General features: G+C 42.3%; 24 protein-coding genes. 22 read left to right on the plus strand and 2 right to left on the minus strand.

All coding sequences use genetic code 11. The annotated features are described in order from the left end of the window. The first annotated feature begins 228 nt into the window (after positions 1 to 228). From R7P69_RS19840 to R7P69_RS19875, 8 genes are all read left to right on the plus strand, one after another. A complete protein-coding gene (locus R7P69_RS19840; protein ID WP_005376905.1) occupies positions 229 to 1,746 on the plus strand; it encodes a fumarate hydratase in 1,518 nt (505 codons plus the stop codon). Positions 1,747 to 1,920: 174 nt separating this feature from the next. Then, positions 1,921 to 2,106: a hypothetical protein gene (locus tag R7P69_RS19845; protein ID WP_005376906.1), complete on the plus strand. Its 186-nt coding sequence runs from the start codon at positions 1,921 to 1,923 to the stop codon at positions 2,104 to 2,106. A 255-nt stretch (positions 2,107 to 2,361) separates the two neighbouring features. Then, entirely contained in the window at positions 2,362 to 3,738 is a 1,377-nt protein-coding gene (locus tag R7P69_RS19850) for a YcjX family protein (protein WP_238952017.1), read from the plus strand. Next, positions 3,735 to 4,775, plus strand: coding sequence for a YcjF family protein (locus R7P69_RS19855; RefSeq protein ID WP_238952016.1), 1,041 nt, complete (start codon positions 3,735 to 3,737; stop codon positions 4,773 to 4,775). The genes R7P69_RS19850 and R7P69_RS19855 overlap by 4 nt, the downstream gene beginning before the upstream one ends. Positions 4,776 to 4,875: 100 nt before the next feature. Beyond that, complete coding sequence (gene tyrR / locus R7P69_RS19860) at positions 4,876 to 6,420, plus strand: transcriptional regulator TyrR (RefSeq protein ID WP_238952015.1); 1,545 nt, start codon at positions 4,876 to 4,878, stop codon at positions 6,418 to 6,420. Positions 6,421 to 6,456: 36 nt separating this feature from the next. Beyond that, a complete protein-coding gene (gene rimJ, locus R7P69_RS19865) occupies positions 6,457 to 7,041 on the plus strand; it encodes a ribosomal protein S5-alanine N-acetyltransferase (protein ID WP_005388271.1) in 585 nt (194 codons plus the stop codon). 1 nt (position 7,042) lies between these two features. Further along, positions 7,043 to 7,630: an HD domain-containing protein gene (locus R7P69_RS19870; protein ID WP_005376917.1), complete on the plus strand. Its 588-nt coding sequence runs from the start codon at positions 7,043 to 7,045 to the stop codon at positions 7,628 to 7,630. Between the two features lie 13 nt (positions 7,631 to 7,643). After that, positions 7,644 to 8,117: a DUF2947 domain-containing protein gene (locus R7P69_RS19875; RefSeq protein ID WP_054577705.1), complete on the plus strand. Its 474-nt coding sequence runs from the start codon at positions 7,644 to 7,646 to the stop codon at positions 8,115 to 8,117. A 43-nt stretch (positions 8,118 to 8,160) separates the two neighbouring features. Here the strand turns inward: R7P69_RS19875 and R7P69_RS19880 are convergent, their stop codons facing one another. After that, a complete protein-coding gene (locus R7P69_RS19880) occupies positions 8,161 to 9,123 on the minus strand; it encodes an integron integrase (RefSeq protein ID WP_017636093.1) in 963 nt (320 codons plus the stop codon). A 783-nt stretch (positions 9,124 to 9,906) separates the two neighbouring features. On the opposite strand from R7P69_RS19880, the gene R7P69_RS19885 reads away from it, so the two are divergent. The 14 genes from R7P69_RS19885 (at position 9,907) to R7P69_RS19960 (ending at position 19,994) form a co-directional block, all read left to right on the plus strand. Further along, positions 9,907 to 10,308, plus strand: a complete 402-nt coding sequence (locus R7P69_RS19885) for an HIT family protein (RefSeq protein ID WP_005377049.1) — start codon at positions 9,907 to 9,909, stop codon at positions 10,306 to 10,308. A gap of 764 nt (positions 10,309 to 11,072) precedes the next feature. Beyond that, positions 11,073 to 11,351 (plus strand): hypothetical protein, encoded by a 279-nt coding sequence (locus R7P69_RS19890; RefSeq protein ID WP_038886177.1) that lies wholly within the window; start codon positions 11,073 to 11,075, stop codon positions 11,349 to 11,351. 139 nt (positions 11,352 to 11,490) lie between these two features. After that, on the plus strand, positions 11,491 to 12,330 hold the full coding sequence (locus tag R7P69_RS19895; protein WP_238952014.1) for a hypothetical protein: 840 nt from the start codon (positions 11,491 to 11,493) through the stop codon (positions 12,328 to 12,330). A 189-nt stretch (positions 12,331 to 12,519) separates the two neighbouring features. Beyond that, positions 12,520 to 13,200: a hypothetical protein gene (locus tag R7P69_RS19905; protein ID WP_238952013.1), complete on the plus strand. Its 681-nt coding sequence runs from the start codon at positions 12,520 to 12,522 to the stop codon at positions 13,198 to 13,200. Between the two features lie 134 nt (positions 13,201 to 13,334). Continuing rightward, complete coding sequence (locus R7P69_RS19910) at positions 13,335 to 13,679, plus strand: hypothetical protein (protein WP_238952012.1); 345 nt, start codon at positions 13,335 to 13,337, stop codon at positions 13,677 to 13,679. Positions 13,680 to 13,888: 209 nt separating this feature from the next. Next, entirely contained in the window at positions 13,889 to 14,371 is a 483-nt protein-coding gene (locus R7P69_RS19915; RefSeq protein ID WP_238952011.1) for a MazG-related protein, read from the plus strand. Between the two features lie 137 nt (positions 14,372 to 14,508). Beyond that, a complete protein-coding gene (locus tag R7P69_RS19920; protein ID WP_036825139.1) occupies positions 14,509 to 14,925 on the plus strand; it encodes a GNAT family N-acetyltransferase in 417 nt (138 codons plus the stop codon). Between the two features lie 150 nt (positions 14,926 to 15,075). Further along, entirely contained in the window at positions 15,076 to 15,435 is a 360-nt protein-coding gene (locus R7P69_RS19925) for a DUF2750 domain-containing protein (protein WP_031780752.1), read from the plus strand. Between the two features lie 156 nt (positions 15,436 to 15,591). Further along, a complete protein-coding gene (locus R7P69_RS19930; RefSeq protein WP_005377057.1) occupies positions 15,592 to 16,062 on the plus strand; it encodes a GNAT family N-acetyltransferase in 471 nt (156 codons plus the stop codon). Positions 16,063 to 16,226: 164 nt separating this feature from the next. Continuing rightward, the gene (locus R7P69_RS19935) at positions 16,227 to 16,550 is read left to right on the plus strand and encodes a hypothetical protein (RefSeq protein WP_054866683.1); all 324 of its coding nucleotides are present in this window, start codon (positions 16,227 to 16,229) and stop codon (positions 16,548 to 16,550) included. Positions 16,551 to 17,163: 613 nt separating this feature from the next. Further along, on the plus strand, positions 17,164 to 17,556 hold the full coding sequence (locus tag R7P69_RS19940) for a hypothetical protein (protein WP_238952010.1): 393 nt from the start codon (positions 17,164 to 17,166) through the stop codon (positions 17,554 to 17,556). 139 nt (positions 17,557 to 17,695) lie between these two features. Then, positions 17,696 to 18,145 (plus strand): hypothetical protein, encoded by a 450-nt coding sequence (locus R7P69_RS19945; protein ID WP_045480129.1) that lies wholly within the window; start codon positions 17,696 to 17,698, stop codon positions 18,143 to 18,145. A gap of 157 nt (positions 18,146 to 18,302) precedes the next feature. Further along, a complete protein-coding gene (locus R7P69_RS19955) occupies positions 18,303 to 18,947 on the plus strand; it encodes a Type 1 glutamine amidotransferase-like domain-containing protein (RefSeq protein ID WP_238952009.1) in 645 nt (214 codons plus the stop codon). A gap of 636 nt (positions 18,948 to 19,583) precedes the next feature. After that, positions 19,584 to 19,994, plus strand: a complete 411-nt coding sequence (locus R7P69_RS19960; protein ID WP_318121665.1) for a hydrolase — start codon at positions 19,584 to 19,586, stop codon at positions 19,992 to 19,994. A gap of 876 nt (positions 19,995 to 20,870) precedes the next feature. Here R7P69_RS19960 and R7P69_RS19970 read toward each other — a convergent pair. Next, positions 20,871 to 21,095 (minus strand): hypothetical protein, encoded by a 225-nt coding sequence (locus R7P69_RS19970; RefSeq protein WP_164837126.1) that lies wholly within the window; start codon positions 21,093 to 21,095, stop codon positions 20,871 to 20,873. Positions 21,096 to 21,405: the final 310 nt, after the last annotated feature.

Here is a 21,405-nt window from a genome sequence, read left to right on the forward strand (position 1 = left end):
CATGGCATGTCATGGGCAGCAAGAGTATCATATTCCTCTGTATAGCCAAACTCCCTCTATTCATAGGGTTTTGAGATGGTTTACAAGTAGGCAACTTCAGCATTTCGTGTGTCGATATCAGCCGTTCGACAATTGTTTATAAAAAACGAAGCTCAAAAGAGCAATAAGCTCAACAAACACGATTGAAGCCAAGCCAATAATGGAAGCATAACTATAACGAGGCATGTAATGACGGTAATACGCAAGCAGGATGTGATCAGCAGTGTCGCTGATGCGCTACAGTATATTTCTTACTACCACCCGCTAGACTTTGTTCAAGCTCTTGAAAAAGCCTATCACCGCGAAGAGAGCCAAGCCGCTAAAGACGCGATTGCTCAGATCTTAATTAACTCCCGAATGTCCGCAGAAGGTCACCGTCCAATTTGTCAGGATACTGGTATTGTGACGTGTTTCGTCAACATCGGTATGGGCGTGCAATGGGATTCGACCGACATGACGGTTCAGCAGATGGTAGATGAAGGTGTTCGACAAGCGTACACGAACCCTGATAACCCGTTGCGTGCGTCAGTACTTATGGACCCTGCTGGTAAACGTATTAATACCAAAGACAACACGCCTGCCGTCGTACATATCAACATGGTACCGGGCGATAAAGTTGAAATTCAGATCGCTGCGAAGGGCGGCGGTAGCGAAAACAAAACTAAGATGGTGATGCTAAACCCATCTGACGATATTGCTGAGTGGGTAGAAAAAACGCTACCAACAATGGGGGCGGGCTGGTGTCCTCCTGGCATGCTTGGCATTGGTATCGGCGGTACGGCTGAAAAAGCAGCGGTATTGGCAAAAGAATCTCTAATGGAACACATCGATATTCAAGAGCTTATTGACCGTGGCCCACAAAACGCAGAAGAAGAGCTTCGTTTGGATATCTTCAATCGCGTGAACAAACTTGGTATCGGTGCGCAAGGTCTTGGTGGTTTGACGACTGTTGTCGACGTTAAAATCAAAACTGCGCCAACGCACGCGGCTTCTAAGCCTGTTTGTTTGATCCCGAACTGTGCGGCGACTCGTCACGTACACTTCACGCTTGATGGTAGCGGCCCAGCAGAGCTAACACCACCTAAACTAGAAGATTGGCCAGATATCACTTGGGAAGCGGGCGAAAATACGCGTCGCGTAAACTTAGACACAATTACTAAAGAAGAAGTACAAGAGTGGAAGACAGGCGAAACGGTTCTTCTATCAGGTAAAATTCTGACTGGTCGTGATGCTGCGCATAAACGTATTCAAGGCATGCTAGATAACGGTGAAGGTCTACCTGAAGGCGTAGATCTCAACGGTAAGTTCATTTACTACGTAGGCCCTGTCGATGCAGTTGGTGATGAAGTCGTTGGTCCTGCTGGCCCAACAACATCTACGCGTATGGATAAATTCACCGACATGATGCTAGAAAAGACCGGCATCATGGGCATGATCGGTAAAGCTGAGCGTGGCCCTGCAACGGTTGAATCTATCAAGAATCACAAAGCGGTTTACCTAATGGCTGTCGGTGGCGCTGCGTACTTGGTGGCGAAAGCGATCAAGAAAGCTCGCGTTGTCGCATTTGAAGATTTAGGTATGGAAGCGATTTACGAATTTGAAGTTGAAGATATGCCAGTAACAGTGGCTGTCGACTCAAATGGTGTTAACGCGCACCAAATCGGTCCAGACACTTGGAAAGTGAAAATTCAAGAGATGGAAGCGTAAGGCAAAGGGCAATCTTGCTGCGTCTCAGTAGAGAGAATGTGACAAGGTGCTGATTTACCTAGCAAACAATTGACAAAAGTGCAGCGAAACCTGCACTTTTTGTCTATATAATTAAGGATATAAACCTTTAGGCATAGCAATCAAACGTTATGCGAACAATAATTAGGAGACGGCATGCCTCGTTTTATTCAGATTCTACAAATTATTCTTGCTGTAGTGATAGGTGGCTTTGTTGGCTATGACTTGATTCTTCACGGTATCAGCATCTTTGATGAAAAGTACGTGACCATCACATGTGTGTTGTGGCTGATTTTAGAAATCGCTCTATTTGTTATCTATAAGTTAATCGAAGACGACTAGGCTTAAAGAAAGCGGGTTCCTGTTTAACATAGTAATCAGCGCATATAGAGTTACTAATGCTGTAGATTAAGTAAGCCTCTGAACCACTCAGGGGCTTTTCTTTTTTAACACAGCATTAAGCCGGATGTTTTGTTCATCTTTTATTAAGGTATATAAAGTGAAACTCATAGGATTCGGGATAGAACAGTATTCATAGCTCGAAATTCGAAGTCGCTGACAACGTTGTTTTAAAGTGGAGTAAGATAAAGAAGCGTAATGAAGAGAATAAAGAAAGAAGTTAATGACTTTATCAACAGAGGTATGGACTCTAATGTTCGAATTGCTGTCACCGGACTTTCTCGTGCCGGTAAGACGGCATTCATCACGTCATTAGTGAATCAGCTTCTTCATACTGCAACCCATGACAATTTGCCTCTTTTGACTGCGGCTAGAGATAAGCGCCTTATTGGAGCGAAACGTGAGCCTCAATCGAATATGATGGTGCCACGCTTTGCTTACGATGAGGCGATGAGCCAAATTCATGCTACTCCACCTCAGTGGCCAGTACCGACACGTGATGTGAGTGAGATTCGCTTAGCGCTCAAGTACAAACCAAATAAAACCACGAAAAAGCTGTTGAGTAAAACCGCAATTTTAAATGTTGATATTATCGACTATCCAGGAGAGTGGTTGCTCGACCTGCCTTTATTGGACATGGACTTTGCAACGTGGTCGCAAACTCAGTTTGATGCACTTAAAGGCCAGCGTGGCGATTTAGCCAAAGCTTGGCTTTCTGAACTAGAGAAAGTGGCCCTCTATGCAGAAGTGAATGAGAAACTACTTGAGAAAGTTGCACACACATACACCGAGTACCTTCATGCCTGTAAAGACGCTGGCCTTCATTGGGTTCAGCCTGGCCGCTTTGTATTACCTGGTGAGCTAGCAGGCGCGCCGGTGCTACAGTTTTTTCCGTGTCGTGTTGATTCGGAAAGCAAAGCGTCCAAGGGCAGTAACTTAGCGATGTTAGAAGCCCGTTTTCAGGAATACCAACAGAAAGTCGTGAAAGCGTTTTATAAGCATCATTTTGCGACCTTCGATCGCCAGATTGTACTGGTGGATTGTTTGCAGCCTCTCAATGCCGGTGATGAAGCGTTTTACGACATGCGCCAAGCGCTAGAACAGATCATGCATAGCTTCCGCTATGGTCGTAGTAGCTTTTTGCGTCGTTTGTTCTCACCCAAAATCGACAAAGTGTTGTTTGCTGCTACAAAAGCGGATCATATCACGCCCGATCAGCACCCAAATTTGGTGTCTCTGCTCCAACAAATGGTGCATCCAGCATGGCAAACGGCAGCCTACGAGAATATTGAGATGAGCTGCATGAGTATCGCTTCCATCCAAGCAACCACGACGGGGTTTATTTCCTCTGGAGATAAGACCATCCCGGCGTTACAAGGAACAACATTGGGTGGTGAGCCGATGACTATGTTTCCCGGAGAGGTGCCGAAAAAGCTACCAAATGCAGCGTATTGGCAAAACAACGGGTTTGATTTTACGTCGTTTCGTCCGATGCCCTCACCGAATGATGAGCCAGTGAAGCACATACGCTTAGACAAAGCATTGGATTACCTGATTGGAGATAAATTGAAATGAGTGAGTTGAAGCAAAAACAAGTTTTCTCTGAAAAGGTAATGGAAAAAGAGCAGCAATCGAATCAACCGGAATTGACGGCGCAGCAAACATTCGGCGAAAAAGAAACATTTGTACCTGTTGAAGTTAAAGAAGCGCACCAGGAGACCGAACAGGAATTGCAACTCGAGCATGTCATTCGTCCAAAATCGGGCAGAAAATGGCTCGCGACTGGCGCATTTGCAACTTTTGCTGGTCTGGTTGGCTGGCAAGCGGTGGACTCGGTTATAACCGCAATTCAGGCTTCTGATTGGCTGGCCTTAAGCTGGACGGGGTTTATTGCTGCGATCGCTTCGCTTGGTTTAGGAGCTATGGGTAAAGAGCTTTGGAAACTGCGAAAACTACGAAATCATTTTAGTGTTCAAGAAGAAGCAGAAGCACTTGTTAATAGTGAGAGCGTTGGGAAAGGGAAAGCCTTTTGCGAAACCGTAGCAGAACAAAGTGGTGTGATGGCAGAGAATCCGGGCTTTGATCGTTGGCAGAACAGTATTAACCCTGCTCATAGTGACGCTGAAATTCTTGATATGTATGACTCGATGGTGGTGAGCCAACAAGACAAGTTGGCAACGAATATCGTATCACAGCACGCAACCGAGTGTGCAGCCCTAGTCGCCGTGAGCCCTCTGGCTGCCGCTGATATGTTGCTGGTGGCGTGGCGAAATTTCAAAATGATCGACAACCTCTCCAAGGTATATGGGGTAGAGCTAGGTTATGCCTCTCGCATCAAGTTACTAAGAGCGGTATTTGTAAATATGGCGGCGGCTGGTGCCAGTGAGCTCGCTATTGATGCCAGTATGGATTTGATGTCGATGGATCTTGCTGGCAAAGTTTCTGCTCGTGCGGGGCAGGGACTAGGTGTTGGTATTCTAACGGCACGTTTGGGCTTGAAAGCGATGACCTTATTGCGTCCACTACCCTGGTATCCTGACCGTCAGGTTAAGTTGGGCACCATACGCAAGGCAGTGGCGGCGAAAGTTGCATCAATTACGATGAAACCGTAACGAATATCAACTTTGATGGATAGGATTGCTTGACGCCATTCCAAGCATGATAGAAACTACTGTCAACTTTTCCTGACAGTTGTGAATTGGGATATTTTAAGTGCGTCTTGAAGTCTTATGTGAAGATCGACTCGGCTTGACCCGAGAACTGCTCGATATTTTAGCGTCTAAAAGCATCGACTTGCGTGGTATCGAAATCGATATTAGCGGTATTATCTATTTGAATTGCCCGGATATTGATTTTGATACGTTTAGTGAGCTGATGGCTGAAATCCGCCGTATTCCGGGGGTGAAAGACGTACGTAAAATCCAGTTTATGCCGATGGAGCGCCACAATACGGAGCTGCTCTCGTTAGTTGATAACTTGCCCGATCCGGTTTTTGCCATTGATCTTAAAGGTGCCGTAGACATGGCAAACATGTCTGCACTTTCATTGCTTGGCATTCACAAGCAAGAAGTGATTGGTACTCAAATCGGTGCTTTGTTACCAAGTGTTCGTTTCTCTCGTTGGTCTGAAGGTGTTAATGGTCGAACGCGGGAAAACCTTGTGATTGATGGCTTGGACTATGTTCTAGAGTTGATGCCCGTTTATATCCGAGACGAAGCGCAAAACTCGACTCTAGCGAGTACTCTAATGACGATTCGCTCTAGTCAGCAAGTTGCCAGAATTGAAGAAGCGCTACCGCTGCATAATCCTCTGGGTTTTGAGCACTTTGTTGGTATATCGAACCGTCATAAAGCACTAATGAACCAAGCTAAGAAGCTGTCTGTGCTTGACCAACCATTGTTGATTGAGGGCGAAACGGGGACCGGTAAAGAAATGCTTGCTAAAGCTTGCCACAGCCGTTCTAGCCGTGCGAGCAAACCATTCCTAGTTTTGAGTTGTGCTTCGATGCCTGACGATGTAGCAGAAACCGAACTTTTTGGTCATGCGCCGGGTTCATTTAATCATGAACAAGGCCACAAAGGCATCTTTGAGCAAGCAAATGGCGGGACGGTATTTCTTGATGAAATCGGTGAAATGAGTTCGCACCTTCAAATCAAGCTGTTACGTTTTCTACAGGATGGTAATTTCCGTCGTGTCGGTGCAGAAGATGAGATGCATGTCGATGTTCGTATCATCGCTTCAACAAAACATAACCTTGCCGAGCTTTCTGAAGCAGGAATGTTCCGTGAAGATTTGTATTATCGTCTCAACGTACTTACGCTCAGCATTCCTCCGTTACGTAAGCGCTCAAACGACGTTGTACCATTGCTTGAGTTGTTTGTGGCGAAACATGCTCAACAGCTTGGGATTGATAAGCCAGAGTTTGATGATGGTCTAGTTGATGCCCTTGCAAATTATCAGTGGCCAGGAAACATGCGCCAGCTGGATAACATGGTTCTTCGAGCGCTCACGGAAATGGATGGTGGTATACTAAACGCGGATCACTTCAATTTACCTCAGCCTCAGTCAGTCGGCGCTGGTAGTGCAACGCTTAACATCGACGGTTCTTTGGATGAGATCATGCGTGATTATGAATCTCAAGTTCTGGAACGTTTGTATCAGTCATTCCCATCAAGCCGTAAGCTTGCTAAGCGCTTAAATGTATCGCATACCTCAATCGCTAATAAACTGCGTGATTACGGTATCCGTAAGAATTAATCGAATTGAACGAAAAGACGGAATTAATCATTTGTAATGGAAGATAACAGCTCATCTATCGCCGTTCATAAGTTGGACGGTGACTTGCTTCTTCGTACCGCTGAAATCGGTGACGCAGATATGATTGCCGAATATTTTCAAGCGAACCGAGAATACCTGAAACCGTTTGAACCGAAACGTGAAGAGGCTTTTTTCTCAGTGAACGGTTGGTTGCAAAAGCTTATCAAGCTCAATGAGCTGCATCGAATGGGATTGGGGTATTATTGCCTTTTAGTCAGAGCCTCTTCGGGTGAAATGCTAGGTACGATATCCTTTAGTAGTTTGAGTCGTTTCCCTTTTTATTCTTGTAACGTCGGATATTCTCTCGCTGAAAAAGCGCAAGGGCATGGTTATATGCGTCGTGGATTAACCATGGCTTGCGACTACATGTTTAATGTCCAGAAACTGCATCGTATTCAAGCTGGCTACATGCCTCACAATAAACGTAGTGAATCTGTGCTAGAGCATGTAGGGTTCAACCGAGAAGGGTATGCAAAAGATTACCTTTTGATTAATGGTGAGTGGCAAGACCACGTCCTAACGTCGCTTATTAATCCGAATTGGCAGCCAGAAGGACGATAGTATGGAACGATTGGAAAAGCAGTTAGCACTTGTAATCGAGCTCGATAAACTCAAAAGCATTTTGCGCCGAACTCGAGTTAAAAGTGCTGAAGGGCGCCTCGAAAATAGTGGTGAGCATAGTTGGCATGTCGCACTGATGGCAATATTGATGGAAGAGCATGCGAATGCACCTGTTGATATTTGCCGAGTGATGAAAATGTTATTGATACATGACGTAGTAGAGATCGACGCGGGCGATACCTTTGTTTATGATACTGCTGCGTCTCAAGAGCAAGCAGAAAAAGAAATCAGAGCCGCAGAGCGCTTGTTTGGTATGTTACCCAGCGATCAGGAGCAAGAGCTATTGGCGCTTTGGCATGAATTTGAAGCCGCGCAGACCGATGATGCTAAGTATGCAAAAGCACTCGATCGGTTAATTCCAATGCTCTTGAACTACCATAATAATGGTCAGAGTTGGAAGGAACATGGTGTCTCACGCGAACAAGCACTTACCATTAATAAACGAATTGAATTTGGCTCTGTTACCTTATGGGACAAAGCGAAAGAGTTGATTGAAGAAGCCACAGAGAAAGGTTGGCTGAAATCGTAATAAAGGAGACTGAATGTCTTATTTGCCTTTGGACGAATACCAAAGAAAATGGATTTTTACGCATCAGTCGATGCCTGTGCCAGAAGAAGATTTGGCTTTTATTAAGCCGATGAGCCAAGCCCGCTCAGCACAATTTTGGAAAGAAAATATCAGTGCTCAAAGCCCTGATATGGATAGACTTAGTTCCCAAGACTGGCCAATGAATGAGGCGAATTGGTCTGAAACTGTGGATTGGATGGTTGCGTGGGAGTCGGATGATCCTGACATGCCAGCGGAAGCTGAGGCACATATCGATTGGCAAGACGATGTAACCGTTTACTTTTGCTACGAGAAGTACAATGTCATCGAAACGAAATGGTCTATTTTTAAAAAGCACTGGAAGAACTTTCTCTTTTATGACGATGGTCCGATACTAATAGGACGTCGCCGTTCGCAAGCACTTTGGTTTGATTCAAAAGGCAATGTGAAACTCGGTGTTCGTCAATAAAGAGTTATAAAACAAAGCCACCTTTCGAGGTGGCTTTGTTTTTCTAAAGGCTGGATAATGGACTCAACACACCACCAGCCCCGCGCTCGATAACGTGAGTATAGATTTGCGTGGTTTTTACATCAGTATGCCCTAATTGTTCCTGAACAGTTCTAATGTCTGCGCCAGATTCCAATAAATGCGTGGCAAAACTGTGTCTTAGTGTGTGGCAAGTTACAGTTTTCTCAATGCTTGCGTCGCTTGCCGCGCGCTTTACAGCTCTTTGTATTGCGCTTTCATTGATATGATGCCTTCTGAGTTCACCAGTGTCTCGATCTGCGCTTAACTTTGTTGATGGAAACAAAAAGTGCCAGTTAAAATCTAGCTCCGCTTTTGGGTATTTACGTCGTAAACCTTCAGAGATATATACGCCCGCATAACCAGGCATGTGCCTATCTTTAAAGTAGTAGTTTCTTGCTAAATTAACTTGAGCTTTGAGTGGTTCATGTAGTTCTTTGGCTAATGTGACTGTACGATTTTTACCTCCTTTTCCTTGCCAAACGCGAACTGCACCATAATCATAATCGATGTCTTGAACTCTTAAGCGTAAACATTCCATAACTCGAAGCCCGGAGCCGTAAAGTAGCTGAATATGGAGTCTATACCTCGGGTCGATATGCTGAACGAATCTTCGGATCTCCTCCCTGGTTAACACAACGGGAAGTTTCTTTTCGGTCAAGGATTTCTGAAATCTCATATCAAGTGATAGTGGGGTTTTAAAATAATCACGATATAAAAATGATATTGAGTTCAGCGCCAAAGCTTGCGTTTTTACCGCAACTTTTTCTTCTACCGCTAAGTAACTCAGAAATTGAATGACATCATCTTCTGCTAGTGTTGATGGGTGGGCGAGCTGGTGAAAAGTGATAAAACGTTTTATCCAAAAAAGATAACTTTCGATAGTTTTATTCGCATAATGACGAGTAAGCATGTGCTCTTTTACACTAAGTAAAAACTGACTTTTCATGATAAATTAACCTGTTTATTTATACAGCCCCGTTAATGTATCACCACTTTTGAAATTAGCGTGCTGTGCGCCGCCTAATTGCGCGCGCCACCACACATATTCATACTGTTTTTCTATTTGTTTCATGCATATAAGTGCTACGATTGATAGCGCTTTTGATAAGAAAGAAGGCGGTAGCCTGCCAGAAAAACGGCAAATCGCCGTATAGAAAGCGTTATGTGCTTTGGTGTTGATGACTAATAGATGTGCATGAAAGTCATTTTAAATTAGTAAAAGGAATTACTATGTCCAAAAAGGAATCGAATAAAAGTACTGCAATAAAGTTGGGTTTGTTTATGGCTGGCTCGGTATTTGGTGCTGCCTTGTATATCTTTTTTGCGTTTCCAACATCTTGATTGTTCGGGTTGCGAAATTTCGTCGCTTGAATAGTTCATGGTCAGGCTACATGTAGGGATAGAATGTAAGTTGCCATCGTATACATCATTGTCACACTTCTTATGGTTAAAGTGCTTTTAAAGAAGAAAGTCTCCAAAAGTGTACTTTTTTATTTCGCTCATGAACTCTATTTTGGTCCAGTTGCGGTCGCCTCTTATATCGATTTGCTGTTCTGTGAGCAAAGGTGTTCAGTTTAAGCACGCACATAACAAACTGTTTAAGAGTGATTCGCAATGCGTGGCATTTTTACTATGCGTTGGTTTTAATGTTTAAGGTGGTATGCAGCGACTTCAGTATTGCGTTGCTCACACCTTAACAGGGCGTTAGCATACTTTGATAGGAGTTTAGATGACCACGATAGTCGAACAAATTGTTAATCGTGAAATTGACTCGGTCATCGTGTACGAATCTGACAAAGTTATAGCTTTTGCAGACCATGACCCAATCAACTTTGGACATATTTTAATTTGTCCTAAGACTCAATATCGTACTTTCATCGACTTGCCCGAGTCTGTGTTTTTAGAGATCACCGACGTCGCAAGAGATTTATATAAGCGTATAGAAGCTAAGTTCAATCCCGATGGTATCGGCTTTATGCAAAACAACGGAGAGGCACCTCATTTCAACGAGCTCGACCATTACCATTTGCATATTTTCCCTCGGTTCCATGGCGACCAGTATGGTTGGGTTAGTAGTGAACTTGGAATTCAACCTATGGATAAACTTAGAGAATCACTTAAAGATCTATGAGCGTTGAAAAAGTAAGCTAACAAATTGTTCAAGAGTGATTCGGCACGCGTGGCATTTTGACTATGCGTTGGTTTTAGCGGTTAAGGTGGTATGCGGAAGCTTCGGTATTGCGTGCCTCACACCTTAACAAGGCGTTGGCACTGGGTTGGCATCAAAGGTTAAAAGTGTCCGTGTTTATTGGTTTCTTTTCCTAGCTTTACACCTGATCAAATGTGCCTTTCACGTTCGCTCCGGTGGCACTAGATGCGAAGTTTTCGCTTTGCTTTTAGCGTTTACAGTTTCTAACTTTTGGGCTATTTCTCTGGTGTTGTTTCTTTAGTGCTGAGATATTTTCGTCAAAGCTAGGTTTCTTTGAAGCTGCTGTTAAAGTCCTAAGCCCGTATCCTTTGCTAATTTGAAAGCGGTGAGATAGGGCGCTTTGGCATATTTTTCTTCTATCCATCTTACGTCTTGAGTTAGTTTTAAGCTTGGCAGCTGCCCATTTGGTTTCAGTGTTTTTAACCATAAATTTCGTGCAATATTTCAGCTTCTTGGCGTGTGCCAAAGGCTTTTAGGGCAGCGTGCTAACAAACAATTCAAGAGGGATTCGTAACGCGTGGCATTTTTACTATGCGTTAATTTTGGTGATTAAGGTGGTTTGCGGTAGCATCGGTGTTGCGTTACTCACCCCTTAATTGGGCGTTAGGCGACATGAGACAAACGATAGAGTAGTGATAGTATCTTGGCGTGAATCTAGCTTCAGTTAACAGAAAAGGAGTGGATTAATGAATGGTAAAGCATTTGATAATTGGCAAAAATCGCGAAAGAAAGGATGTTTAAATTGGCTTTTCAGAACAACTTTCGTCACAGCCATTTTGTACATAATTTTTAATGTTATTTTCCTTTATCCATCTTCTGATGCGGCAAGCATTACGGTTTTCTTATCGGATAATGCTCTTAATTACTCAATTTACACGATCGGGATGTTTTTCGCATTTTGGGCTATTTGGCTATACAACGAATCTTCGTATGAGAAAGAAGTTAAACGTAGAAATGTCGCCTAACAAACTGTTCAAGAGGGATTCGCAACGCGTGGCATTTTCACTATGCGTTGGTTTTAGTGTTTAAGGTGGTATGCGGCGGCTTTGGTATTGCGTTGCTCACCCCTTAACAGAGCGTTAGCCGTTTCGAAATTAGGTAGCTATGGAAATAAAATTAGTTTTTGGTGACGAGTTTTGGACTCGTTTAGATGAATTGGTTATACAAGCAAAGAGTAGAATTTTTATCTTTTCTGCATATATAGGTAAAAGAGACTGGGATAGAATTTATAGACTAAAGCCCGACGATGTACCTATCGCAACTATTTGTCGAAGTGACTCTGGGTTTAAGCCATATAAAGATTGTTTTTTAATCGATAAGGACCTCTATCATGGAAAAATATATGTAATTGATAATGTTATCCTTATGGGGTCTCAGAACTTGTACAACGCAAGTAAAAACGGCGAATTTACTGTTGAATTTGAGTTTAATGATAACTCCGCAAGCTTAATTACTTACCATGCATTACTTAAAACTTGTCAAACTGTATTGCCAGACTCAGAGCCTGTACATAATTCTTTTTTCAATTATTACGGTGACTGCTGTCCGTTTTGTGGCGGGGAGCCTGCAGAGCCAGAGACAATTATATCCTGCCCAGAATATGGTGGAGGTTATGTGAGTGAATCCGACTGTGAGGCTTATGGTGGTGAGGGTGCATGTCAATTTTGCATTCCAGAAAACCGTATTAGCCAAGGTACTTGCTATGTCTGTGATAATAGCGGTTGTGGATTTGGAATCCAAGAGTATAAAGGTTTGTTGAAATATCATGAATTTGTTAAAAGAGATATTGCGGGGATAGATAATGCTCACAAATACTTATCTCTATATAATTACTTCGCTAATCGAGATAGTGCATTTGCGTATAAACTATTCGAAATGATGGGCTTTACTGGCAGTGTATTCAAAACTGATACAAAGCGTTTATCATGGGCTATAAACGGCTAACAAACTGTTCAAGAGGGATTCGCAACGCGTGGCATTTTCACTATGCGTTGGTTTTAGTGTTTAAGGTGGTATGCGGCGGCTTCGGTATTGCGTTGCTCACCCCTTAACAGGGCGTTATGTTTCCGAGCATATCGCTTCATCCGTTTAAATGACTTAAAATAGATAATTCATAGGATATAAAAATAAGAAATGGAAAAATCATTTAAATTCTACAAAGCATTTTTAATTCAATGGCTTACTTTTGGTTGGCTTTGTGGCGTGATGCTATCTATCTGCTTTGTCTTCTATACTCCTGTCTTTGACGATGCGTTGTATCCAGTAGATTCGAAGTGGGGGTTAGTCGTTATACTATCTTTGATCTTTGTAGCAATTCTATATGAGTGGTCATCAATAAAAAGTAATGGCTTCATGCAGTCTTTGCATAATAAAATTTATAAAAAGTTTTTACCTAGAATAAGCTTTCTGAGCCCAAAAGCTGCCGTTTTCGATTCGTGGGTTTTAGTAATCTTAATTCTAACAATTATCTTGTTTTCAGTGCTGTCGTGGATTTACCCGCATGTTACAACTTGGAGTAATTGGGTTGTTGGGATATGCGCAGCATCACTTGGCAACTATGCACTTCGAGAGCAAAATCAACTATCACAAAGTTGGACTAATTCTTTGGTATTCTATTCATCAGCGACAGTGTTTTTTATAACACTATTATTTTTCTTTGTTTTGACGATATCTGGTCATTCGTACGATACAAATAATAAAGAGCCTCATATATTCATAATTACTGCGTCTGCGTGGTTTTCCTTTGGTATTTTAGGTGCACTAATACCTGGGCTATTAAATCGAGTACGTGACAGGTACCTAGCAGAAACATAACAAAGCATTTAAGAGTGATTCCCAACGCTTGGCATTTTCAGTTCAAGGTTGGGTTTCGTGGTTACGGCGCAATGGTTTAGTGTTGTGGTAGCGTTGCTCACACCTTAATGCGGCGTTATACATATGGAGGTAAAGTGGAAACTTTCGGAACAATTTATGCCAAAGCAATTGACGATTTGTCTTCGAAAATATTCATCCCTGTGTTCATTAGTGCACTATTTTCTGAGCTTTCACCCTTATTGCATCCAAAGATGGGCTTCTGGGAAATTTATGTTCCACTTTTTGTAGTTGGCATAATGTTAGCGTCATTGGTCTTGTTGTCGATTTCCTTTGCTGAGGTCTATGTGAGTGGGTTTCGCACCTACGTGGGTATGTTTTGTATGCCACTTGGAGCTATAGGGTTACTGCCACAATATTTCGACGCCGTATACACAGGTAACTGGATTTTCTCTGCTAGTATGGTCATTTGTTTTAGCTAATCCTTTGCGGTTTGTTCAACAGTTATTGGATTACTAGCGACATAAAATATATGTATAACAAAGCGTTTAAGGCAGATTCGCAACGTGTGGCATTTTTGGTTCTATTCAGCTTAAGTGTTTATGGCACAATAGCTTAGGTTCAGTGGTAACGTTGCTCACTACTTAACGCGGCGTTATGGCGCAGGGCAAAATTTAGCTAAGGGAACTAGATGAGTGATAAAGTTAAAGTAGCCTTGCAGTGGCTCAAAGAAATCTTGGATGCAGAGAATGTGGAGTATCAAATAGTCGGTGGGTTAGCGGCAACCATTCATGGTGGTGGTCGGGAAATCGCAGATATAGATCTCTATATTCATAACTCTGACGCAGACGTGGTGTTATCGCATGTAGCAAAATACATATCAAAGCCGTTAGCTCATTATGCCGAATATGGTTGGGATTTAGAGTATTTCCAGTTGGTTTACCAAAGTCAAAAAATTGAAATCGGTTTGTCTCAACATACGAAGATACAATCACGTCAAGATGGCTCTTGGCACCAGCTTGAAATCTACTTTTCAGAATCAGTTCTTAAAGATTATCAAGGTATCGAGTTGCCAGTCATCCCAGTTAATCGTTTAGTCAAGTACAAGCGGATATTGGGTAGGGAAGTAGACCGAATTGATATACAAGAGCTAACTTTGAGTTCAGCGCCATAACAAAGCATTTAAGAGTGATTCCCAACGCTTGGCATTTTTCATTCCATCGTTGGGTTTAGTGTTTACGGTGGTATCGTTAGGTTCAGTGGTAGCGTTGCTCACACCTTAATGCGGCGTTAGCCATACAAGGAATAACTATGAAAATTGAGCTAGATTCGAGCCCGAAAATTAGCGACATTGAGGAAATCCGCTCACATCTTAGAAAATACAATGATGAGCACCTTGAAGGCGTAGTTGAGCAACCAGTAGCAATCTATGTTTACAACGATGAACAAGACAAAATAGCAGGTATTACCGCAGAAATTTGGGGTAATTGGCTCCATGTTAAGTTGTTGTGGGTCGCAGAGTCGTTGCGTGGAAGCAACATTGGAACACATCTACTTAAGCAACTTGAAGAACATGCCGCGTCACAAGGTTGCCAATATGCACAGGTCGAGACATTCAGCTTTCAAGCTCGTCCATTTTATGAAAAGAATGGCTATTCGTGCCAAATGACGTTAGAAAACTACCCAGTATCTACAGCCGTACATTACTTGGTTAAAAAATTGCGGTGAGAGTATGGCTAACAAAGCGTTCAAGACGGATTCACAACGCTTGGCATTTTCGGTTTGCTTTGAATTTAGTGTTTACGGCACAATGATTTAGGTTTGGTGGTTGTCGTTGTTCACCACTTAACGCGGCGTTAGCTGCTTAGAGGAAAAATGATGATCCAAGATAAAGCTACATCAAGTTCCAATTACATAAGATTTATCGACAGAGTAATCGAAAATCGAACTGTTTGGGGACTTCAGCATCCTGATGGTGGTTGGGCAGTTTGTAATTCGAATCAGTGTCCAGACGCATTAGTTTATGTTTTTTGGTCAGATAGAGCATACGCAAGTCGGGTCGCAGTTGGTGATTGGGAGTTGTATGTCCCAAGTCCAATTAACCTAGATTCATTCGTTGATAATTGGCTAAAAGGTATTCATAGCGATGGACATCTTGTGGGTCTCAATTGGGATCCAAACCTGTGCGGTACAGAAGTTGTCGCAATTGATGTGGCAAAAATGTTGGTACGCAGCTAACAAACTGTTTAAGAGGGATTCACAACGCGTGGCATTTTTACTATGCGTTGGTTTTAGTGATTAAGGTGGTATGCGGTGGCATCGGTATTGCGTTGCTCACCCCTTAACAGAGCGTTATGTAGCCGCGAGAGGACGGTAAGTTAAAAGGATTTATATATGTTAAATATTCGGCAAGCTCGCATTGAAGATATCAGTGTTATCAAGAAACTACAGTTTCAGCTTAATGAGTATCATCAAGCAAATTTACCTGATGACTTTTTATCACCGGAAGAAATTGAACAAAAAATAGACCTACACAAGATAATCAAAAGTGAAAGCTCGATTTTTCTGGTAGCCGAAAGCAAAGGGCAGTTAGTAGGTTTTGTTTTTGGTGAGCTATGGGTTCGTAAGTCTTGGACTCTCAAAGAGCGAAAGATCGCAAACGTTGAACAGATTGTTGTGGATTCATGCTTTAGGAGTCAAGGTGTTGGAGTGGCGCTAATAGAGGCATTTGAGGAAAGGGCTATTTCTAACGGCGGAGAAGAGCTGTGGTTAGAAGTATATTCTTTCAATGAATCAGCTCTAGCTTTGTATCGCAAAGCTGGTATTGAGCCCAAGATCCAAATTGGACAGAAAGCACTAACCTGAAAGTCGGCTACATAACAAATTGTTCAAGAGTGATTCGGCACGCGTAGCATTTTTACCATGCGTTAGGTTTAGTGGTTAAGGTGGTATGCGGAGGCTTAGGTATTGCGTGCCTCACACCTTAACAAGGCGTTATATGCAATACCAGACAAAGGAATGAAGTACCTATGGAGTTAAAAGTAGACACAGATAATTTTATGCTTCAACAGGAAGTATTTACTGGTGAGATGATTGCACGTATTGCCGAACATTTGGAAAGAGCTGGTATTAAGGGAGCATTGCTAAAAGAACTAACAGGTAATATTTCTTTTGAAGTTGCAAGTATGATCGACAGTTCTTCAAGCATTAGCTTTGATGGTGATGAAGCACATCCTTACTTGGCGTTTCTGAGTGGTGACAGTGATAATGAGTTAGTTCATTTGGGAGGTAATTCCACGTGCCATGAAATGGTGTATGGTATTTTAAATGCAATGTTTGAAGACAGCATATAACAAACTGTTCAAGAGGGATTCGCAACGCGTGGCATTTTCACTATGCGTTGGTTTTAGTGTTTAAGGCGGTATGCGGCGGCTCTTGTATTGCGTTGCTCACCCCTTAACAGGGCGTTAGTTGCCAACGAGGACAACGCAGCTAAAGCAAAATGTTTAAGGCTAAGGTTCGTTTGGTTTTACTCAGGCTTGTGCTCTGATTTTTAAGGTTTTGGGTGTGAATAAATCGCGCTTCGTTCTTTTGCTGGTTTGCTGTTTCAGAAGTCGATTAGTTTGTTGAATGTCAGCTCTGCGGCTTTGTCTTTCCAAAAGAACTTTTCGGTGTTGTTAGTCCGTTTTCTACGGCGTTGCGTGTTCCAAGTGGTTTCAGTGACAAATGCTTTGAAACTGCGCCTGATTTAAGTTTTTCAAAGCACGTAAAAACAGTGTTGGCAAAACAGTAATAAACTCCAAATCAAAGCCTTGGGTCTAGCAACTAACAAAGCATTCAAGAGGGATTCACAACGCTTGGCAGTTTTGGTTTGAATTGGCTTTAGTGTTTACGGCACAATGGTTTAGGTTTGGTGGTGGCGTTGTTCACCCCTTAATGCGGCGTTATGTGTAAAAGAGGATTAGTATGTACTACCTTCCCAAGTTGTTAGCTGAGAAGTTTGCTTACTTTAGCAAATTCTCAATATTCGGTATTTGGGCTATATCATTCGCTTCAATGATCTTATTTGCATTTATTGCATCTGCTATAGCTTCTTTGAACGAGTTATTGGTTGCTCCAGTATTTAGTATCTACTTGATATTTGTCTTGGGAATCTTTTCGGCTAAGTTTTTTTCAAGAAAGAAAATCATCCTAACCGGCCCTGTCGCTGTAAGAATAGCTGCATCAGATGCAGGAGAATCGGCCGCAAAAGTCGGAAAAACGCTTTCAGAAATAATTTTCTTGCTGTGCTTTTACTTTTTTCTGTTCGGGTGCGTATTTTTTGCGTTATCACCTTTGTTGTTTTGGGCATACACATAACAAGCAATTTAAGAGTGATTCACCACGCTTGGCACTTTGGGTCTGGGTTTGGTTCAGTGTTTACGGCGTCCTAGTTAAGTTGTGTGGTAGCATGGTTCACACCTTAATTGGGCGTTATATGCAATGGATTGGAATGTTTATGAAAGGATTTAATAGCATCTTAACTGGTTTTTCCTGGGGAATGGGTTTCTCAGTTGCACTCATTCTGAGTGGCTTGGTTTATACAAAGTTCGTTGAACCATCACTAGGAAATATTCTTGAAGACAAAGAAATCGATGATAAAGCAATTGAGTATTTGGCAGATTTCAAAACTGCCTATGGTTTAACATTGGATAATGTCTTCAAAGATGGGGACGATGTGCGTTTGGCTGTCGTACAGGAAAACCTTACTGAAGAAGCGCTATATTCTCGTGAGGTTTTAGCATCTGCCTTCGATGTGAATGGTAATTTTATTGGTAATTGTATCGGCGAAAATGAAATCTTTATTATGCAGCCAAAGGAAACCTCTTATCTTGAAATCAAATGTGGGTTTGTGCCGTCGCAAGTCGAGCAAATCGAATCGTTTAAGTTAAGGGTTAAGCCGATTTAGTAAGCACCAGAAAATTGCATATAACAAACTGTTTAAGAGGGATTCGCAACGCGTGGCATTTTCACTATGCGTTGATTTTAGTGTTTAAGGTGGTTTGCGGCGGCTTCGGTATTGCGTTGCTCACCCCTTAACAGGGCGTTATGTGCCAGGAGGAAATTTGGAACAACATATAAATTTAGCTTTGATAAGTGATAACACAACGGATCAGGGTAGAAATGCTGTTATGTATTTACTCTCAGAAATATCTCGACATGAGACCGAAGTATCAGTGGCGTATTTTGCTTCTCAGCCCGACCCCGATAGAGTGTTCTTTGAACAAATAAAGCAATTTTATAAATCTTTCGGCGTTCATATAGTTCATTATATTGAGCTAGAAGATAATTATGATGATAGTTTTGTGAGAGAAGCGCTTTCTTCAAGCGTTATCCATTTATCTGGCGGTGATACATATCGGTTTTTATTCTGGTTAAAGAGGCGAGGATTGGATGTTGCCATAAGGCATTGCGCAAAAGAAGGTAAACCAATTGTCGGTGTCAGTGCAGGAGCAATGATTCTTACTCCGACCATTGATTCGGCGCCATTATGTGGTGATATTAATGCTGTTGGGCTTTCTGATACATCAGCTCTCAATATAGCCCCGTTCATGTTCTCGCCACATGCACAGAAAACTTCCCATGAAATGACTAAAGCTTCTAACTTGGTATCTAATAAGGCCAAAAAGCTGGTTCTTTGCTCAGATTTTGATGCAATAGTAGTAACAAAAGGCAAAACTATAGAGTTTGGTAGCCCTTTATGGTTCTAACTTGATAAAGGCACATAACAAACTGTTTAAGAGTGATTCGCAACGCTTGGCATTTTTGCTTTGCGTTTCGTTTAGTGTATAAGGTGGTATGCGTGCGCTTCGGCATTGCGTTGCTCACACCTTAACAGGGCGTTAGTTGCCAACGAGGAAAAACGTATCCAAAACAGAATGTTTAGGGCTAATGTCCATGTGTTTTTGACTAGGTTTAGCAATTCGGTTTTGAGTCATTTGGGTTTGCAAAAATCGCGCTTTGGTTTCTTTGGCTGTTAACTTTTCTGTTTCAGAAATCGATTTACTTGCTGAAAGTAAGTTCTGATACATTGTGTGCTAAAAAGCGCTTGTTGGTGTGGTTAATCCGTTTTCTACGGTGTTGTTTGTTCTAAGTGGTTTCAGTAACAGGCGCTTTGAAACTGAGCCTGATTTGAGTTTTTCAAAGTACATAAAGCTAGCGTTGGCAAAGCGGTAATTAACTTCAAATTAAAGCTTTAGGTTTGGCAACTAACAAAGCATTCAAGAGGGATTCACAACGCTTGGCAGTTTTGGTTTGAATTAGCTTTAGTGGTTACGGCACAATGGTTTAGGTAGGGTGGTGGCGTTGTTCACCCCTTAATGCGGCGTTATGTGCTTTGGGAGACAATGGAAATGGATATTCCCGACAGATTCAAAAATGTAAGATACGTTTCATCCCGCATTCCGGGTTGCGAAGATGATTCAGACTTAACGCTTGGAGCTAACTGTCAGGTCTTTGCTTATAACCTGCTCAGAGACTTCGGTCTAAATCCACCTAACTACCGTTCTAGTGAATTGTGGGATGACTCGGAGTTTAGTGAGGTGGTTATTGAGTTTAAGCCGCTAGATATCATGATGTACAACGACTCTACTGACTCATACGGAGCACACGTTGGGGTGTATGTCGGTAATGGACTCGTCTACCACCTTTCTTTATCCAATGGCGTACCCATGTTTGAGTGCCATTTAGACTTACTTCAACAAAGTAAGTATCAGTTTTTTATTGGCGCTAAGCGTATAAAACAGTTTGGTGCATAACGTAAGCACGCACATAACAAACTGTTCAAGAGGGATTCGCAACGCGTGGCATTTTCACTATGCGTTGGTTTCAGTGTTTAAGGTTGTATGCGGCGGCTTTTGTATTGCGTTGCTCACCCCTTAACAGGGCGTTATGTTTCACTTTGATTTAGAAGAAACAAAAGGTTTCTTGGCGCTTATTTCTTTGGTCTCTTTGGCAATTCGTTAGAGTTGTCTCAGCAATTCAATATTGTCTGCCCAAGTTAATGAATTCCTCAAAGATAATTACGCTTCAAAGTTCGTGGGTTGCTTCAATTTGAAATTGCATTTGCGCGTTGATAATCGGTTTGGCTTAAAGTCGCTTCGGTTATATTTCCCCAATTAGCAAATCGGCAGCGGGGTTCTCAGCAATTTGAGTTTTGTCTTTCGCTATTTTGAAAGGGACGCTATCACTTGCTGAAAGTTATCAAAGTTGCCTCAATCAAATTCCTGGGAATTACACGCTTTGTGTTGGCCGATTTTGTCGGATTATTCCACAAATTCGTGTGACGCAAGTTAAACAATTCTTTATGCAATTCAGTTCTTTGCCAAGTAAGCGCGTCAGTTGTGGTAAAACATAACAAAGTGTTTAAGAGGGATTCGTCAACGCGTGGCGATTTCGCTTCAAATCAGTTTAAGTGATTAAGGCGGTCATATCCGCTTTGGCGGTAGCGTTGTCTCACCCCTTAACACGGCGTTAGTTTGCAAGAGGAAAAACGCAGCTATATCGCAAGATCTAGTGGTAAAAGCTGAAAGTCTAAATAGCCATATCAGTGTTCAATTTCAGTGTTAACTAGCGTGGTGAAAATCCAAAATTGGCATCGTTTCAACGGTTGATTTGTTCTTTGGTGCGGCGAGTTATGGGTTAACCAAGCTGTACTTTTTTTGCTGAAACTCTGCTCGTTGAGTTTGTTGGTGCAAAAGCCGATCTACTCGCTGAAATGGCGTTTTCTCTGGTGTGGTAAGTTCATGTGGTTTCAGTGGCTTTGTTGAAAGTCCGTATTGTGAGATTGGTTTTCCAAAAGCGCTTTTTGGTGTTGTGAGTTCGTTTTCTGCGGCGTTGTTTGTTCCACGTGGTTTCATTGAGTAGCTGCTTTGAGACTACGCCTGACTTAAGTGAATCAAAACACATAAGGTTTATTGTTTGCAAAGCTTAAAATAACGTAAAATCAACGCTTTGGGTTTGCAAACTAACAAACTGCTCAAGAGGGATTCGCAACGCCTGGCATTTTTACTATGCGTTGAATTTAGTGATTAAGGTGGTTTGCAGCGGCTTTTGTATTGCGTTGCTCACCCCTTAGCAGGGCGTTATGCCTATAAGAGGAAATATGGATAGTAAATGGGAGTGCTTTGGGTGCGGGCATAGCAATGAACACTCATCATTAAAGTGTGA

The sequence above is a fragment of the Vibrio sp. 661 genome (genome assembly GCF_033339315.1).
GTDB classification, from domain to species: Bacteria; Pseudomonadota; Gammaproteobacteria; order Enterobacterales; family Vibrionaceae; genus Vibrio; species Vibrio alginolyticus.

Excerpts from the sequence above, each read along its gene's own strand:
- rimJ (WP_005388271.1), top strand. The coding sequence starts at position 6,457 with ATGGAAGATAACAGCTCATCTATCGCCGTTCATAAGTTGGACGGTGAC.
- R7P69_RS19875 (WP_054577705.1), top strand. The coding sequence starts at position 7,644 with ATGTCTTATTTGCCTTTGGACGAATACCAAAGAAAATGGATTTTTACG.
- R7P69_RS19870 (WP_005376917.1), top strand. The coding sequence starts at position 7,043 with ATGGAACGATTGGAAAAGCAGTTAGCACTTGTAATCGAGCTCGATAAA.
- R7P69_RS19905 (WP_238952013.1), top strand. The coding sequence starts at position 12,520 with ATGGAAAAATCATTTAAATTCTACAAAGCATTTTTAATTCAATGGCTT.
- R7P69_RS19855 (WP_238952016.1), top strand. The coding sequence starts at position 3,735 with ATGAGTGAGTTGAAGCAAAAACAAGTTTTCTCTGAAAAGGTAATGGAA.
- R7P69_RS19890 (WP_038886177.1), top strand. The coding sequence starts at position 11,073 with ATGAATGGTAAAGCATTTGATAATTGGCAAAAATCGCGAAAGAAAGGA.
- R7P69_RS19915 (WP_238952011.1), top strand. The coding sequence starts at position 13,889 with ATGAGTGATAAAGTTAAAGTAGCCTTGCAGTGGCTCAAAGAAATCTTG.
- R7P69_RS19945 (WP_045480129.1), top strand. The coding sequence starts at position 17,696 with ATGAAAGGATTTAATAGCATCTTAACTGGTTTTTCCTGGGGAATGGGT.
- R7P69_RS19970 (WP_164837126.1), bottom strand. The coding sequence starts at position 21,095 with ATGAAACCACGTGGAACAAACAACGCCGCAGAAAACGAACTCACAACA.
- R7P69_RS19930 (WP_005377057.1), top strand. The coding sequence starts at position 15,592 with ATGTTAAATATTCGGCAAGCTCGCATTGAAGATATCAGTGTTATCAAG.
- R7P69_RS19845 (WP_005376906.1), top strand. The coding sequence starts at position 1,921 with ATGCCTCGTTTTATTCAGATTCTACAAATTATTCTTGCTGTAGTGATA.
- R7P69_RS19935 (WP_054866683.1), top strand. The coding sequence starts at position 16,227 with ATGGAGTTAAAAGTAGACACAGATAATTTTATGCTTCAACAGGAAGTA.
- R7P69_RS19840 (WP_005376905.1), top strand. The coding sequence starts at position 229 with ATGACGGTAATACGCAAGCAGGATGTGATCAGCAGTGTCGCTGATGCG.
- R7P69_RS19895 (WP_238952014.1), top strand. The coding sequence starts at position 11,491 with ATGGAAATAAAATTAGTTTTTGGTGACGAGTTTTGGACTCGTTTAGAT.
- R7P69_RS19940 (WP_238952010.1), top strand. The coding sequence starts at position 17,164 with ATGTACTACCTTCCCAAGTTGTTAGCTGAGAAGTTTGCTTACTTTAGC.
- R7P69_RS19880 (WP_017636093.1), bottom strand. The coding sequence starts at position 9,123 with ATGAAAAGTCAGTTTTTACTTAGTGTAAAAGAGCACATGCTTACTCGT.
- R7P69_RS19920 (WP_036825139.1), top strand. The coding sequence starts at position 14,509 with ATGAAAATTGAGCTAGATTCGAGCCCGAAAATTAGCGACATTGAGGAA.
- R7P69_RS19960 (WP_318121665.1), top strand. The coding sequence starts at position 19,584 with ATGGAAATGGATATTCCCGACAGATTCAAAAATGTAAGATACGTTTCA.
- R7P69_RS19885 (WP_005377049.1), top strand. The coding sequence starts at position 9,907 with ATGACCACGATAGTCGAACAAATTGTTAATCGTGAAATTGACTCGGTC.
- R7P69_RS19850 (WP_238952017.1), top strand. The coding sequence starts at position 2,362 with ATGAAGAGAATAAAGAAAGAAGTTAATGACTTTATCAACAGAGGTATG.
- R7P69_RS19925 (WP_031780752.1), top strand. The coding sequence starts at position 15,076 with ATGATCCAAGATAAAGCTACATCAAGTTCCAATTACATAAGATTTATC.